15 protein-coding genes are annotated in these 14962 nt (G+C 52.6%); 5 read left to right on the top strand and 10 right to left on the bottom strand.

From position 1 onward, the window contains the following. Window positions 1–106: 106 nt before the first annotated feature. Together K5L82_RS06315 and K5L82_RS06310 are read left to right on the top strand one after the other, a co-directional pair. Complete coding sequence (locus K5L82_RS06315; protein WP_133005827.1) at window positions 107–592, top strand: glutathione peroxidase; 486 nt, start codon at window positions 107–109, stop codon at window positions 590–592. Then, complete coding sequence (locus K5L82_RS06310; RefSeq protein WP_133005826.1) at window positions 570–1061, top strand: MarR family winged helix-turn-helix transcriptional regulator; 492 nt, start codon at window positions 570–572, stop codon at window positions 1059–1061. The genes K5L82_RS06315 and K5L82_RS06310 overlap by 23 nt, the downstream gene beginning before the upstream one ends. Here the strand turns inward: K5L82_RS06310 and K5L82_RS06305 are convergent. Both K5L82_RS06305 and K5L82_RS06300 read right to left on the bottom strand, forming a co-directional pair. Then, the gene (locus tag K5L82_RS06305; protein WP_223133561.1) at window positions 1012–3003 is read right to left on the bottom strand and encodes an ATP-binding protein; all 1992 of its coding nucleotides are present in this window, start codon (window positions 3001–3003) and stop codon (window positions 1012–1014) included. The two genes, K5L82_RS06310 and K5L82_RS06305, sit on opposite strands and share 50 nt — an antisense overlap. Before the next feature lie 42 nt (window positions 3004–3045). Further along, entirely contained in the window at window positions 3046–3816 is a 771-nt protein-coding gene (locus K5L82_RS06300) for a hypothetical protein (RefSeq protein WP_133005824.1), read from the bottom strand. 231 nt (window positions 3817–4047) lie between these two features. Here K5L82_RS06300 and K5L82_RS06295 point away from each other — a divergent pair, with 231 nt between their 5' ends. Next, window positions 4048–5049, top strand: coding sequence for a LysR family transcriptional regulator (locus tag K5L82_RS06295; RefSeq protein ID WP_223133560.1), 1002 nt, complete (start codon window positions 4048–4050; stop codon window positions 5047–5049). Here K5L82_RS06295 and K5L82_RS06290 read toward each other — a convergent pair. The 8 genes from K5L82_RS06290 to K5L82_RS06255 all read right to left on the bottom strand — a co-directional run bounded on the left by K5L82_RS06290 (window position 5038) and on the right by K5L82_RS06255 (window position 11943). Next, window positions 5038–6003, bottom strand: coding sequence for a GNAT family N-acetyltransferase (locus tag K5L82_RS06290; RefSeq protein WP_133005822.1), 966 nt, complete (start codon window positions 6001–6003; stop codon window positions 5038–5040). The genes K5L82_RS06295 and K5L82_RS06290 overlap by 12 nt on opposite strands. Window positions 6004–6006: 3 nt before the next feature. Then, entirely contained in the window at window positions 6007–7158 is a 1152-nt protein-coding gene (locus K5L82_RS06285) for a cupin domain-containing protein (protein ID WP_133005821.1), read from the bottom strand. Window positions 7159–7173: 15 nt separating this feature from the next. Then, window positions 7174–8541, bottom strand: a complete 1368-nt coding sequence (gene purB / locus K5L82_RS06280) for an adenylosuccinate lyase (RefSeq protein ID WP_133005820.1) — start codon at window positions 8539–8541, stop codon at window positions 7174–7176. A gap of 75 nt (window positions 8542–8616) precedes the next feature. Next, window positions 8617–9237, bottom strand: coding sequence for a high frequency lysogenization protein HflD (hflD, locus tag K5L82_RS06275; RefSeq protein WP_133005819.1), 621 nt, complete (start codon window positions 9235–9237; stop codon window positions 8617–8619). Then, complete coding sequence (gene mnmA / locus K5L82_RS06270; protein ID WP_133005818.1) at window positions 9234–10412, bottom strand: tRNA 2-thiouridine(34) synthase MnmA; 1179 nt, start codon at window positions 10410–10412, stop codon at window positions 9234–9236. Before mnmA ends, hflD begins: the two co-directional genes overlap by 4 nt. Window positions 10413–10463: 51 nt before the next feature. Then, a complete protein-coding gene (locus K5L82_RS06265) occupies window positions 10464–10913 on the bottom strand; it encodes an NUDIX hydrolase (protein ID WP_133005817.1) in 450 nt (149 codons plus the stop codon). Next, window positions 10910–11551 (bottom strand): pseudouridine synthase, encoded by a 642-nt coding sequence (locus tag K5L82_RS06260; RefSeq protein WP_133005816.1) that lies wholly within the window; start codon window positions 11549–11551, stop codon window positions 10910–10912. Before K5L82_RS06260 ends, K5L82_RS06265 begins: the two co-directional genes overlap by 4 nt. A 134-nt stretch (window positions 11552–11685) precedes the next feature. After that, complete coding sequence (locus tag K5L82_RS06255) at window positions 11686–11943, bottom strand: cold shock domain-containing protein (RefSeq protein WP_223133559.1); 258 nt, start codon at window positions 11941–11943, stop codon at window positions 11686–11688. A 345-nt stretch (window positions 11944–12288) separates the two neighbouring features. Between K5L82_RS06255 and clpS the strand changes: the two genes are divergently transcribed. Beyond that, window positions 12289–12648, top strand: a complete 360-nt coding sequence (gene clpS / locus K5L82_RS06250; RefSeq protein ID WP_133005814.1) for an ATP-dependent Clp protease adapter ClpS — start codon at window positions 12289–12291, stop codon at window positions 12646–12648. Between the two features lie 18 nt (window positions 12649–12666). Beyond that, window positions 12667–14937 (top strand): ATP-dependent Clp protease ATP-binding subunit ClpA, encoded by a 2271-nt coding sequence (gene clpA, locus K5L82_RS06245; protein ID WP_133005813.1) that lies wholly within the window; start codon window positions 12667–12669, stop codon window positions 14935–14937. Window positions 14938–14962 lie beyond the last annotated feature (25 nt).

Genomic DNA, 14962 nt, shown 5'->3' with positions numbered 1-14962 from the left:
TAAAAGATCGGCGGTGCGGTTTGTGTCTTAAATTCAAGAATGGTTTTCTGCAATTAAATTGTGCACAATCTAAAAAGAGCGGTTCAAAATTAAAGGAGCGAAGAATATGGCGAACGAATCGATTTATGATTTCAGTGCTAAGGACGTGAAGGGCAACGACGTTGCGATGTCCGATTACCAGGGTAAAGTGTTATTGGTTGTCAACACCGCATCCAAATGCGGTTTCACACCCCAATTTGAAGGTCTTCAGCAGCTGCATAGCGAACTCGGCGCCAAGGGCTTCGAGGTGCTTGGTTTCCCTTGTAACCAATTTATGAATCAAGACCCGGGTAGTAATGAATCTATCACCGAGTTTTGCTCGCTGAATTATGGGGTTGATTTCCCCATGTTCGCGAAAGTCGAAGTGAATGGCGATGATGCCCACCCGCTGTATCGATTCTTGAAGAAAGAAGCAAAAGGTCTGATGGGCAGTGAAAAGGTGAAATGGAATTTCACAAAATTCCTGGTTAATCAGGAAGGTCAGGTGGTGCGACGCTATGCACCGACGGTCAAGCCAGCGGATATCCGGAATGACATCGAAAAGCTGCTCTGAATCTCAGTGGGCCGATCAGCTTCTGGCGCTGGATAATCAGCTGTGTTTCGCGCTTTACGCCGCGAATAGGGCCGTTACGGCACGTTATCGGCCGCTGCTGAAAGAGTTGGGGCTGACTTACCCTCAATACTTGGTGATGTTGGTGCTTTGGCAGCAGGATCAGAGCAGCGAATTACCTACGGTATCGGAGATCGGTCAGCGTTTGCGGCTGGATTCCGGTACCTTGACACCGTTGCTGAAAAGGCTAGAAGAGCGCTGCTTGCTCAAGCGCGCGCGGGGGCTCGATGATGAGCGCGTGGTGAGGCTGGCGCTGACGAATGCCGGCCGTCTGTTGCGCGCCGAGGCAGTGTCTGTGCCAGAGCGCTTGATGTGCGGTCTTGACATTGATTCGGCGCAGGTAGCCTCGTTGCGGGGAGAACTCAGGGGTCTTCTTGAGGTTCTTGAGGGGCGGGCGCCCACCGCACAATAGCCGCTTTAAGCTCTTCACGATTGTAGGGCTTGATGATGTAGTCATCCATACCGGAGGCAAAGCAATCCTCTTTGTCTCCTTGCATAACGTTCGCGGTTACGGCGATCACTGGCAGGTTCTTCCAGCGGGGGTTACGCCGTATCTCTCGAGTGGCTTCGTAGCCATCCATTACGGGCATTTGGCAGTCCATGAGCACCAGATCGTAGCTTTCGCGTTTGAGGGCTTCGATTGCGCGCTGTCCGTTTTCTGCATTGTCTACCTTGTGCCCCAGTCGCCGAAGAATTGCACTCGCCACCAACTGGTTAACATGGTTGTCTTCTACCAGAAGAATCTTCAACACGGTCATCGATTCGGACGCGGGTTCCTCCAGTAGTGCTTTTTCCTGAATCGGTTCATCGTGAACAGGCAAGGGCAGCGTAACGGTAAAATGTGTTCCTTTACCGGGCGTGGAGTCTACTTCGATCCTGCCGTTCATGCGCTCAATCAGTTGTCGGCAAAGCGTTAGGCCCAGGCCGGTACCGCCGTAGAGGCGCGTTGTATCGGTATCGGCTTGCGAGAAAGGTGAAAAGATCTTGTGCAGGCCGTCACGGGACATCCCGATGCCGGTATCGATGACCTCGATGCGAAGTTTTCCGGTTGAATAGCTAACCTTGACCTTCACCTTGCCCTGGTCAGTAAACTTGATGGCGTTACTCAGTAGATTGTTGAGTACCTGACGGGTTCGCGTTGGATCGCCCAAAAAGTATTCAGGTAAGTCACTGTCGATCTCGTTGACCAATGCAATCCGCTTCCGCCGCGCTTGTTGTGCGTGCAGTGTTGTGCATTCACGGGTCAATTCCCGTGCTGAAAACGGAATGATTTCAAGGCTCAGTTTTCCTGCTTCAACTTTCGATATGTCAAGGATGTCATTGAGAAGGTCCAGCAAGTTTTCACCTGCTTTTGAAGCAATTTCTATGCGGCTTTTTTGTCGGGGATCACCTTCGTCTTCTACGGCAAGCCCAAGCATACCCAGCATGCCGTTTAATGGCGTACGTATTTCGTGGCTCATGCTAGCAAGGAAGTTCGCACGGGCACGGGCTCTGCGTACTGCGTCTTCCTTTGCTTTAACGAGTGCCCGGTTACCGCGCTGGAGCGCAGTGTTTTTCTCCGATATTTCACGGGTTCGTTCTTCGACTTCATGCTCCAGACGCGTCGAGTAGTTTTTCATGGTGCGTTCCGCTGAACGGAGCTTGGCGACACTGGCCTCCATGTTTTGCAGGTGGTCGTTGATGATTTCGACCATCGAACCGATTTCGTCGCGTTCGTGATTCTGAGGGATAGGGAGCCGGACTTTCTCTGGCGACCGGCTATTTGCCCGTCCCAATGCTCTGATCAGTCCCATCATGGGGCGGGTCAGTACAACGTAAAAAATGGCCAGCAGGGCTAGTGTGAGTACCAGGCTTTTTAGTAACCCGATCAGAAGGGTATTGCCTGCCCGCTTCAGAAACTGAAGCCCGTAATGGTAGGTGTCGATGGTCAGAACCAAACGACCAAGGGACAGACCTTTCAGTTGGGGCACCTGCAGGGTTTCGGAAAACGTGCGGTTTTGTCCAAATAACGAATCACTGATCCAGCGGTAAGGCGAGCTTGCACTCGGTGTACTGGACGCTGCCATGGTTTTTTGGTCGCTATCAATGAGCCGGGCATCGATCGTGGCTGGATGCAGTAATAACCCGTCCAGTAATTCTTCGGCCAGACGAACGTCTATGTTATAGGCAATCTGTGAAGCAGGGCTGCGACTGATCTCGAGCAAGGCGTGAACTTCCTGATCCATCGCATCCTGGGCATTGGAGTAGTCCAAGGTTATCTGAATCAGATTCAGCAGTAGCCCTAATGCCATGGCTACGAGGACGGTATCTCTGGTGAGGCGATACGAAAGCCGCTTGTTGAACCTGTTAAGCACGGTGGTTGGTGGTCCCTATTTTTTGGCGCTCAAGGCTTCGGGTTAATCGTCGAAGTCTTTTCGTTTTTTCCAGGACTCTTCATCTTGCAGCATATTGTCCCATTCTTGGTCGAGCTTGGTCCCATGTTCTGCAGCTGTCTCTTCATCGTGCAGGCTGGCTTCCAGCTCTTTAATTCGTGTCCGGAAACTTTTGACGGCTTTCAATGCCAGTGGGTTGTCCTTAGATTTAACCATTTCCATACTTGCCGAATGATAGGAGTGAATAGCTTTGCGAGTTTCGTGCTGGCGAATGTGATCTCGGGCTTGAAATACGTGCAAGTCGGCATGGGTTTTATGGATCAGAAATAACACATACTTGAGGTTCTGTTTGGCGGTTGGGGCATCGATCCGACCGCTTTTGTGCATGCTTTCGATCAGTTTAAAAAGGTTGTTCAAAAGTTCTTTGACTTGCTGAGATTTTTCAGGGGAGTCAATTTTAACGGGTGGATGGTTGTCCGTTTTATCAATAACCTGTTGCCGGGTTTGTTTGATTGTATTCAGCCACTGATCAATGGGTTTGTCGGTCTTGAGGGTGGCCAAGTTCTTACAGGCGTCTTCCATCTGTTTCAGCAGGATAAGTTTAAGCCCCGAATTCAAATATTGGCCCGGAATTTCAGTCAGCAGTCGCGAGGCTCGATGGTAGTTGTCTCGTTGGGTCCGTATTTCGCGCATTCGTTCGATGCGGGCCTTTTCGCGCATCTGGCTAACCACGATGATCACTAAAGACAGGGCAACGATAGCCGCAAGTACGATGACGATGGTGGTCGCTTCCATGTTCTGGGCATAGCTCCGAATAAAGAATGGCAAAAGAGGGCAGCATGGGGGATGCCAACGAATTTTGCGTTATAACAGTCTGAAAGACTAGCAGAAATCTTTTGATGCGTCCGGTTGCTGACAATGGAATTCACCGAAGTATAGATTTAATGAATTCCGATAACACGCTATATTACTCGGGTGAATGAGCGTCGTTTTAACGTTCTCATTTCTGTTCACAAGGTGTCGTTAATGGATATTTCCCGTGTGGATCTTAATTTGCTGGTTTTCCTCGATGTATTGCTGCGGGAGCGGAACGTAACCAAAGCCGCCAACCATCTGGGGATCACCCAACCGGCCATGAGTAATGGTTTGAGGCGGCTCAGGGATCTTTTCGGAGACCCTATTCTGGTGCGTACCAGCGAGGGGATGACCGCCACAGAGCGAGCGCAAGAATTGCAGCCGCTGGTGCGTTCAATTCTTTCGAACATTGAGCAGGCGGTTCAGGAAAAAACGCCTTTTGCCGCAGAGAACAGTCAACGGGTGTTCCGGATTATGGCTAGTGACTATGCGGAATCCTGCCTCATGCCTCGGGTGTTGCGCCGTATTCGACAAGAAGCACCGCACGTTACACTGGATGTGCTGACGCCGAGTGACGTCAGCTTTCTGGACGTGGAGCAGGGTCGCTTGGATATGGCCATTAACCGGTTCGACAAGATTCCACAATCGTTTCACCAGAAAACGCTTTGGACGGAATACTTCGCCTGTTTGATGAATGCCCATAATCCGGTTCTGGTGGAACCCTTCACTCTGGATACCTATCTGGACGCGAGCCATATCTGGGTTAGTAAAACCGGCTTTGGTGTGGGAGTCGGGGTTAACCCGAAGGATGTGCAGCGTTTGGGCTGGGTGGATGAAGCCTTGGGGTTGATGGGGCGTAAACGCCAGATCTCGGTGTTCACACGCCACTATCAGGTAGCAATGTTGCTGGCTGAACAGCACGACTTGATCGCAACCTTGCCGTCAAGAGCGGCCTGGCTACAAAAAGATAATTCAAACCTTGTGGTTAAGGTGCCGCCGTTTGAAATTCCTCCATTTGAGCTCAAAATGGCGTGGAGCCCGTTGTTGCAGCATAACTCGGACCATCAATGGCTGAGAAAATTGGTCGCAGAAGTGGCTGAAGAAGTGGACGACGAATTTGCGCCTTTCGGTGCTCAGTTTGAATCGCCTCAGGCGTTTGGGTCAGATCGGTAGTTCGCGCAATTCCAGCGATGCTTGGGCGGTGTCCCACATGCGCTGAAATCTTTCTTCCTTGAGTTTTAGCCGCCGGCCAGCGTTAAAGTTAGCGAATCCTTCCGGTTTGTTGAAGTCGTGGCGGCAGAGTAGGCCGTCACGATCCGCCATGACGAAGGGTTGGTCATCCTGCGGATAATCGTCGCTGATGACACGAAGTTCGATACGGCTGGGTATTCGGCGCATCAGCTCGATCAAACGATGCCGCTTCTGAACCAAGGGTTTGTCGTCGTGGATCAGAATGCGAACATCACTCAGGCGATGCTGGCGGGCAACGGCGGAGATTAATTCGCGCAGTTGATGGCGGTCGTAGCGATCATGATCCAGTAAGCGATCATAAATCCATAACCGCTGTCTTGTCTGGCCCACCATAGAGTCCAACAGCCCGAGAAACGCGGTTTCGTGATCGAACAGCCAACTTTCGTTGTCTACGCCTAAAATTAACGGTTGTGAGCGTTGACTGAGCCCCTGATGAGCTAGCCCTGGTGCTAGGCAGCGCATATCCAGATGAGGAATGCCCGCATCGTCATAGGGGGATGAGCAAACATGGAAGCCGCTGCGTTGGTAGAAGCCGATAGCGTGTTGTTGAGCCGAAAGCCTGAGCTCGTGGTAGCGCCCGGAAGATTCTTTCAACAGGTGTTGTATCAGAGCTTCGCCCATGCCGCGCCCGCGATATTCCGGAAGCACAGCCATGCGTCCGATGTAGCCGGTTTCTTCCAAGGCGGAGAACAAGCGCGCGGTAGCCATGGGCTGATTGTTTGAATCGACGGCCAGGTAGTGATCGGCTATTTCGTCTGTGTCGTCCCACTCTAATTCCGCTGGCACTTGCTGTTCGTCGACAAACACCCGTTGACGGATATCGCGAATGGAGCGTGGGGCCAGTTGCCAGCTGTATTTTCGGAATCTCGGAGTCATTGCTTACTCGAAGTACACAGAGCCTTGATTATAAAGCGTGGTTAGCAGGCCCATGAGCGCTTCATCCTGAGCAAAGTATGCCAGCTTGGATGGATCGATGCGGGCACCTGAGCACAAAAGAAGTGCGATCGGTTGAGCATCACCTCTCAGTAAATATTGTTCGCCGTCTACGAACAGGGCGGTTTCGCCTTCAAATTCGTGATAGGCAAAACGAGAACCTTCGTTCCAGCGTAATTGCTCGCCGGCTTCGATGGCAGCAGCTAAATCTTCAGGCGCAGCCGGCTCTTCTGCGGGCACGACGATATCGAGGCTTTTCGGTGCCGTCGTGTATTGACCAAACCAAAGAGCCAGCTTGCGCCGGTCGCTGACTTGTTCGCGAATCACTTGATCCAGGCGATCAATCACGTCTGGAGAAATAGTGCCGGGATTGTCCTGAACTTTTAGGTCGGGGTCACCGAGGTGCTTAGCGGCTTTTTCCTGATTGCACAGGAAGTCAGTAAAGCCGGTCAGCAAGTCATCGATTGTGGGCGCTCTAAAGCCGATCGACAAGGTGATGCATTCGTCTTCAGCAACACCGTGGTGGCCGACTCCGGGCGGAAGATAGAGCATGTCGCCCGGCGCCAGTGTGACGGTTTCTTCGCCGTCCCAGCTGCTGAGAATTCTCAACGGTGTGCCATCAACTCTAGGGGAGGTGTGGTCGCAATGGCCGCCAAAGGTCCAGCGCCGATGGCCTTCGGCCTGCAGCAGGAAAACATCGTACTGATCGTAATGAGGCCCAACGCTACCGCCTTTGGGCGCATAGCTGGCCATGATGTCATCAAGCCGCCAGTTAGGGACGAAGCGGAAGGCTTCCAGCAAATCGGATATTTCCGGAACCCAGTGATCCAAGCCTTGCACCAGCAGCGTCCAATCTTGTTCAGGTAGTGTGCTGAACCGTTCTGGTGTAAATGGGCCGTTATGCAATTGCCAAGGCTTACCGGCCTCGCTTTCAATAACGATACGAGATTCCACCGCTTCTTCACAGGCTAGGCCAGCCAGTTCGTCCGGGCTGACCGGGCATTGAAAGCCGGGAAATGCCTGACGGATGACAAGGGGTTTCTTCTGCCAGTAGTCGCGCAGAAATTCAGTGGCTGTCAGTCCGCCAAGCATGTCCATGGTACTGCTCCAGATTTAGATGTTGCCGGCTTGTTCGACGGCGTTACCAATGTAAGATTCCGGTGTCAGGGCGCGGAGCTCCGCTTTCGCTTCTTCCGGAATCTCCAAAGTCTCTACGAAATTCTGAATCACTTCCGCCGACATGGTTTTGCCGCGGGTCAGATCTTTGAGCTTTTCGTAGGGCTTTTCGATGTTGTAACGGCGCATCACGGTCTGGATGGGTTCCGCCAACACTTCCCAAGCGCTGTTGAGGTCTTCGCCCAAACGAGCCGGGTTAAGTTCCAGCTTGCCCAAGCCTTTCAGCGTGGCTTCGTACGCGATCAAGCTGTGCGCAAACCCAACACCTAAATTACGCAGAACCGTAGAGTCGGTCAGGTCGCGCTGCCAGCGGGAAATCGGCAACTTGGTCGACAAGTGGCTGAAGATGGCGTTGGCGATACCAAGATTGCCTTCAGAATTTTCGAAGTCGATCGGGTTGACCTTGTGGGGCATGGTTGAAGAGCCTATCTCGCCGGCTACGGTCTTTTGCTTGAAGTAGCCCAGAGAGATGTAACCCCAGATGTCACGATCCAGATCGATCAGGATGGTGTTGAAGCGGGCAATGGCATCGTACAACTCTGCTATGTAATCGTGCGGTTCAATCTGCGTGGTGTACGGGTTCCAGTCGAGGCCGAGGCGTTCGATGAATTCTTTAGCGTTTGTGGCCCAGTCCACCTGCGGGTAAGCAGACAGGTGTGCGTTGTAGTTACCAACGGCACCGTTGATCTTGCCCAGTAGCTCGACAGATTTGATCTGCTTGAGCTGGCGGCGTAGGCGGTAAACCACGTTAGCCAGTTCTTTGCCGACCGTCGTAGGGGACGCTGTCTGACCGTGTGTACGCGACAACATGGGCTGTTCGGCGTGTTCTTTGGAAAGCTCGGTCAGCTTATCGACGACTTTTTCCATGCCCGGTAGCAAGCCGTGATCCAGGCCTTCGCGAAGCATCAGGGCGTGAGACAGATTGTTGATGTCTTCGGAAGTGCACGCGAAGTGGACGAATTCAGTAACGGCGTGAAGTTCGGGAACCTCGGCAATCTTTTCTTTGATGAGGTATTCAACCGCTTTTACGTCGTGGTTGGTGGTGCGCTCGATTTCTTTGATGCGTTCAGCGTCGGCGAGGCTGAATTCGGTGACCATCTTGTCCAGGAAGGCATTGGCTTCTGCCGAGAACGCCGGCACTTCGGTAATGGCCGGGTGTTCAGCGAGTTTTTGCAGCCAGCGGATCTCGACGGTTACCCGGTTACGGATCAGACCGTATTCACTGAAGATGCTGCGAAATACGCTGACTTTGCTGCCGTAGCGTCCATCGACCGGAGAAATGGCGGTCAGGGCGTTGAGTTCCATCGAAAACCTCTCAGTTCATCAAAGAATCGGATAAGAAAATTAGGGTCGTTATGATACACCAGCCCGCGTTGCGAATCAGCGCAACAACTCGCGGGCGTGGTTGATCACTTTTTTACGAGCAAAAATCAGTTGCCAGCGGCGGCCGCCGCATTGTCGCCAAAGCACAGCGGAGCGAATGCCAGCAAGGAGCAGGGCGCGGACTTTGGCAGCGTTCTCATCTTGCTGCAGGACTTGCGGATTGCCGCTGACCTGGATGCGCAAACGGAAGGTACTGATGGTATCGGTGTAGATCGAAGCCAGGTTGCCAATCAGATTGCTATGGTTGTATCCGAAATGGCTAGCGGTGTGGCGAGCTTGCTCTATGCGGCTGCCGATCACGTCAAGGATGTCCGGACTGCTTTTGAGCTTGGATTCCAGTTGCACCAAGTTCAGAACATAGCGAAGTGTCTCGACATCTTGGGTGCCGCTTTGTTGAGCCAGCGAGGTGGACAGGGCTTTCAGACCTTCCTGTATATCGGATAACTCGCCACCATAAACGTCGAGAGTCGACGCCGGGTCCGTGGCGAATAGCGAACGCAGCGAGGTTTCCAAGCTCTCTTCGTTGCAAGTTCCTTTATGAGCAATTTGTTGAACCAAAGAAGCTGCCTGAAACAATCCGGCCAAGGCCAGTGTCTGGTCGTGCAAGGTACGGCTCATGAACGCGCCTCGGCTGAGTTCTCTTGGTTTAGGCGTGAGGGAAACGCTTCATTATCGCGCCAGGTTTCCTCAATAACGCCACCGCCGAGACACACGTCGTCGATGTAAAACACCACCGACTGGCCGGGTGTGACTGCTCGTTGAGCATCATCGAATACGACTTTTACGCCGCCCTCGATGACGGTGACCTCGCAATCCTGATCCGGTTGACGATACCGGGTTTTTGCCCTGCAGCGGAATTGCGGGGAAGGCGCTTTGCCGGCAATCCAGTCAATTGGACCGGACACAAGTCCGCGCGAGAATAGCAGCGGGTGGTGTTTGCCTTGTACGGCTATTAGTACATTTCGGCTTAAGTCCTTCTCGGCTACGTACCACGGGTCGTCGCCGTATTTGGCCAAGCCACCGATTCCCAAACCCTGACGCTGACCAATGGTGTGGTACATCAAGCCCTGATGTTTGCCAATCACTTCGCCATCCGGGGTTTCAATGGTGCCGGGTTGGGCAGGCAGATACTGTTTCAAAAAATCGGTGAATTTGCGCTCGCCGATAAAACAGATGCCGGTGGAATCTTTTTTGTTGTGGGTGATAAACCCTTGCTCTTCCGCAATACGGCGCACTTCTGGTTTTTCCAGTTCACCGACCGGGAACAGGGTGCGGGCAATGCGATCGCCAGAGACAGCGTGCAGAAAATAGCTTTGGTCTTTGTTCGGATCCAGCCCTTTGAGCAGTTCAGCCATGCCGCTGCCATCGTTCAATGGGCGCTGGCGGGTATAGTGTCCCGTTGCAATGTAGTCTGCGCCAAGGGTCACGGCGTAATCTAAAAAGGCGCGGAATTTCACTTCCTTGTTACACAAAATGTCGGGGTTGGGCGTGCGGCCGGCGCTGTATTCGGATAAAAAGTGTTCGAAGACTCGATCCCAGTATTCCGCTGCAAAACTGGCGGTATGCAATTTGATGGCAATGGCATCGGCTACAGCTTGCGCGTCCGCCAGATCGGTCATGGCGGTGCAGTATTCTGTTCCGTCATCTTCGTCCCAGTTCTTCATGAACAGGCCTTCCACCTGGTACCCCTGGTCTTTCAATAACCAAGCGGCAACCGAGGAATCTACACCGCCGGACATGCCAACGATGACGCGGGTGTTTTCTGGGGCTTTGGAATCAGGATTGGAAGTCATGGGCCTATTGATAACCGGTTAGAAAGCGGCGATTTTACCATCTTGTGAGGGTTACGTCTGTCCGTCGATGACGACTTCAAGGGGGAATTGGCGACCGTTTCGGTAATCCTCGATGCATTGCAGCACCAAAGGACTGCGTAATTTACTTCCGAGCCCTCGAATCTCATCTATCGTCAACCAATGCGGGGCGATGATGCCATTGTCCAGTTCGTCTGTGATCTTTCGAATCGGTTTGGCTGCGTAGCAAAAACGGTGGTACGTGACGCCGTTAGCCGGGGCTTTATAGGTGTAAATGCCGAGAAAGTAGCGAGGCTCAACTTCCCAGCCTGTTTCTTCCAGTGTTTCCCTGCACGCCGCATCGAGGATCAATTCGTCTTCTTCAATGTGTCCAGCCGGTTGATTAAAAACGACCTGGCCGTTACTGAGTTCTTCTACCAATAAGAAACGACCGTCATCATCTTCGGCGATTACGGCAACGGTTGCATGAGGCTTCCAAGTCATTTTGAGGCGGTTCTCCTATTGGGACGGCGCGCTTTTGATGAGCGTGGCCGGCGCGCCTGCCCGGTAGGAGCCGTTGGGGCATCGGGAAGGTGCACGTGTTCTATTCGAAATTCACCTGGCTGCAGCGTGTCGAGCGTCCAGTCGCCGATTCGGTAACGTATCAATCTCAGGGTAGGGTAACCAACGGCTGCTGTCATTCTACGTACTTGCCGGTTGCGACCTTCACTGATGGTCAGTTCAATCCAGCTCGTGGGAACGGTTTCCCGATGCCGCACGGGTGGGGTACGCGGCCATAGATCCGGTGCATTCATTTTTCGGACTTTTGCTGCGCGGGTTGGACCGTCTTTCAGGTTGACACCTCGGGATAGTTGATCAATTGCGTCGGCCGTTACGTTACCCTCCACTTGAGCCCAATAGGTTTTGGGTATTTTGTTGCGTGGCGAGGCAATTCGGTGCTGCAGTGGGCCGTGATCAGTCAGAAGAAGTAGCCCTTCGGAATCGTAGTCCAGCCGTCCAGCCGCGTAAAAACCCGGTTTCTTAATCCACTCTGCGAGCGTTGACCGAGGATTTTCAAGCCGTTCGTCCGTGAATTGGCTGAGAACCTGAAACGGTTTGTTAAACAGGATGATGTCCGCCATTCACAGGTTCCTGTCAGTTGCGGGTGGGCTAGGGCTGACAAGCCTACTGTAATGGAGGCTACGAAAAAAGGAGGGGGCTTGGCTCCCTCCGGCAAATGCCGGCAGGGAAGCGGATGCGCTGGCCCGGGTTTGGCTCAGGCGTTTGCGGCTCGGACGTCGTGCTGAGCGGGTGTCGTATCGCTAGCGGCGACATCTGGCACGATGTTTACTGCATGAACACCTTTGTCACTTGGTTTTTTATCAAATGTGACGGCTTGGCCAGCCTTAAGGGTTTTGTAGCCTTCGATCTGAACGGAAGAAAAGTGCGCGAATAAATCGTCGCTGCAGCCATCTTCTATGATGAAGCCGTATCCCTTGGCGTTGTTGAACCACTTAACCTTACCCCTTGGCATGATGAACTCCCCCGTCCCTTAGCTGTCTCTTTTATTGTTGGAGCGTTTTTTGTCGCCACCAGCAGGTACTCAATGCCGGCCGGGACTTGCCTCCCCGGCTAATAATGATGCTGATACATTTTCGCTTCAAATTGTTACATTAAATTACATAAGATGTTAACTGTCGACCAATCATGTTTCTGAGTCAAGGATCACAGCTGATTGAATAAGTGTTTCATCAGGGTATGGAATCGGTATCATGCTCGTAGAGTTAGAGAACCGGTGCTTGAATAGGCGCTTGCCTTGAAAATGTCTGACCGGGTAACCACATTAAGATAGCCATCCGAATAATCGGTACATAGAACCATGCGGACAATTGAAAATTCTCTACTAATATTTAATCAGGGGGAGGACGATCAGCCCGGGCGTCAAGAAGGGGTGAGTATAGCGCCCGAAAAGCCGGCCCTTAAACGTCCCGCCCGCTTTAGGGTGTTGCTCCTGAACGATGATTACACCCCGATGGATTTTGTGGTGGAAGTGTTGATGACGTTCTTCGGTATGAACGAAGAGAAGGCGACGCAGGTGATGCTGCTCGTCCATACGCAAGGAAAGGCCGTATGTGGGGTATATACCCGCGACATCGCAGAAACGAAAGCGGCGCAGGTGAACCAGTATTCTTCAGAATGCGAACACCCGTTGCTTTGCGAGATAGAACGCGCGGACTGACAGACCTAGGGGTAGCCCATGCTGAGTAAAGATCTTGAATTTACGCTGAATACAGCCTTCAAAAATGCCCGCGACAAGCGCCATGAGTTCATGACCGTCGAGCATTTGATGTTGGCTCTTCTAGAAAACGAATCGGCAGTGGGGGTGTTGAAAGCGTGCGGTGCAGACCTCAAGCAGCTTGAGGATGAATTGATTGAGTTTGTGGATTCCACAACTCCTCTGATTCCGTCCACCGACGGCGACCGGGAAACCCAACCGACACTTGGCTTCCAGCGAGTGCTGCAGCGGGCTGTGTTCCATGTGCAGTCTTCGGGTAAAAAAGAAGTGACTGGTGCGAACGTACTGGTTGCGATATTCAGTGAGCAGGAAAGTCAGGCGGTTTATGCTCTCAAGAAACAGAACATTGCCCGCATTGACGTGGTGAACTTTGTTTCGCATGGCATCTCGCGTGTGCAGGGTGCTGAGGATCAGGACGGTGCGGACCATGCCTCCGAAGAAGAAGTAGGCGAAGAAAGTGGGCATGCACGCCCTTTAGAAAATTACGCAGCAAACCTGAATGAACAAGCCCGTGCAGGGCGTATTGACCCCTTGATTGGCCGAGAAATTGAAGTCGAGCGGGTGGTGCAGATTTTGGCACGCCGCCGAAAGAATAACCCGCTGTTGGTTGGTGAGGCTGGCGTGGGTAAAACCGCCATTGCGGAAGGTTTGGCCCGACGTATTGTTGACGGCGAAGTACCGGATATCATCTCGGACGCCGTGGTCTACTCCTTGGATATGGGCGCTCTGTTGGCTGGTACGAAATACCGTGGTGATTTCGAAAAACGCCTGAAAGGTCTTCTCAGTGATTTGAAGAAGCAAGAGCATGCGATTCTTTTCATTGATGAAATTCACACCATTATTGGTGCGGGTTCGGCATCCGGTGGGGTTATGGATGCCTCCAATCTGCTCAAGCCAATGCTCAGTTCCGGTGAGTTGCGCTGCATTGGTTCAACCACGTATCAGGAATTCCGTGGCATCTTCGAGAAAGACAGTGCGTTGGCGCGCCGTTTTCAGAAGATCGATGTCAATGAGCCCAGTGTTGAGGATACTTACCAGATTCTCAAAGGCCTCAAACCAAGCTTTGAGAAGCATCATGACCTGACCTATACCGATCAGGCGCTGCGGGTTGCAGCCGAGTTGGCGGACCGTTACATCACTGATCGGCACATGCCAGACAAAGCCATTGATGTGATCGATGAAGCCGGTGCTCGCCAGCGCTTACAGCCGGAAGACAAGCGTAAGAAGTCAGTCGAAGTGGTTGATATCGAGGATGTGGTAGCCAGCATTGCCCGGATTCCCCCGAAGAATGTCTCCACCAACGACAAAGATCTTCTGCGCAATCTTGAGCGCAACCTGAAAATGGTGGTGTTCGGGCAGGATCCTGCTATCGAGTCCTTGTCGACCGCTATCAAGCTGGCTCGTGCAGGCTTGAAGGCACCAGAGAAGCCTGAAGGTGCTTTCCTGTTTGCTGGCCCAACGGGTGTTGGTAAAACAGAGGTGACCAAACAGTTGGCCAAGGTTCTGGGGATCGAACTGGTCCGCTTTGATATGTCTGAATACATGGAGCGTCACACGGTGTCTCGTTTGATTGGCGCGCCTCCGGGATATGTCGGTTATGACCAGGGTGGTCTGCTGACGGAAGCCGTTAACAAGCATCCGCACTGTGTATTGTTGCTGGATGAGATCGAGAAGGCGCATCCCGAAGTGTTTAACCTGCTGCTACAGGTTATGGATCACGGTACGCTGACGGACAACAACGGCCGCAAAGCGGACTTCCGGCATGTGATCCTGGTGATGACCACCAACGCGGGTGCTGAAAACATGGCTCGTCGCTCTATTGGTTTCAGCGAGCAGGACCACAGCACTGACGGTATGGAAGTGATCAGCAAAACCTTTACGCCTGAGTTCCGAAACCGGCTGGATGGTATTATTCAGTTCGGCGACCTACAAAAGGCGACCATCACTCACGTGGTAGACAAGTTCTTGACCGAGTTGCAGGCGCAGCTGGATGAGAAGCATGTGGTCTTGCATGTGGATGAGGCTGCCAAGTCCTGGTTGGCGGAGAAAGGCTACGATGTGACCATGGGTGCCAGGCCGATGGCCCGTTTGATTCAGGATAAGATTAAGCGGCCTTTGGCAGAGCAGATACTGTTCGGAAAGTTATCGGAGAAGGGCGGAGATGTGTTCATCCAGCTTGAGAACGATGAACTTGTCTTTGAATACGAAGATGAACCGGCAGAAGCCATCTGAAGCAACAAAAAAGCCCCGCATTAGC

It is taken from the genome of Marinobacter sp. AL4B, from assembly GCF_019916045.1.
Classification (GTDB): domain Bacteria; phylum Pseudomonadota; class Gammaproteobacteria; order Pseudomonadales; family Oleiphilaceae; genus Marinobacter.
This window is presented reverse-complemented; position numbering and strand designations above follow the sequence as displayed.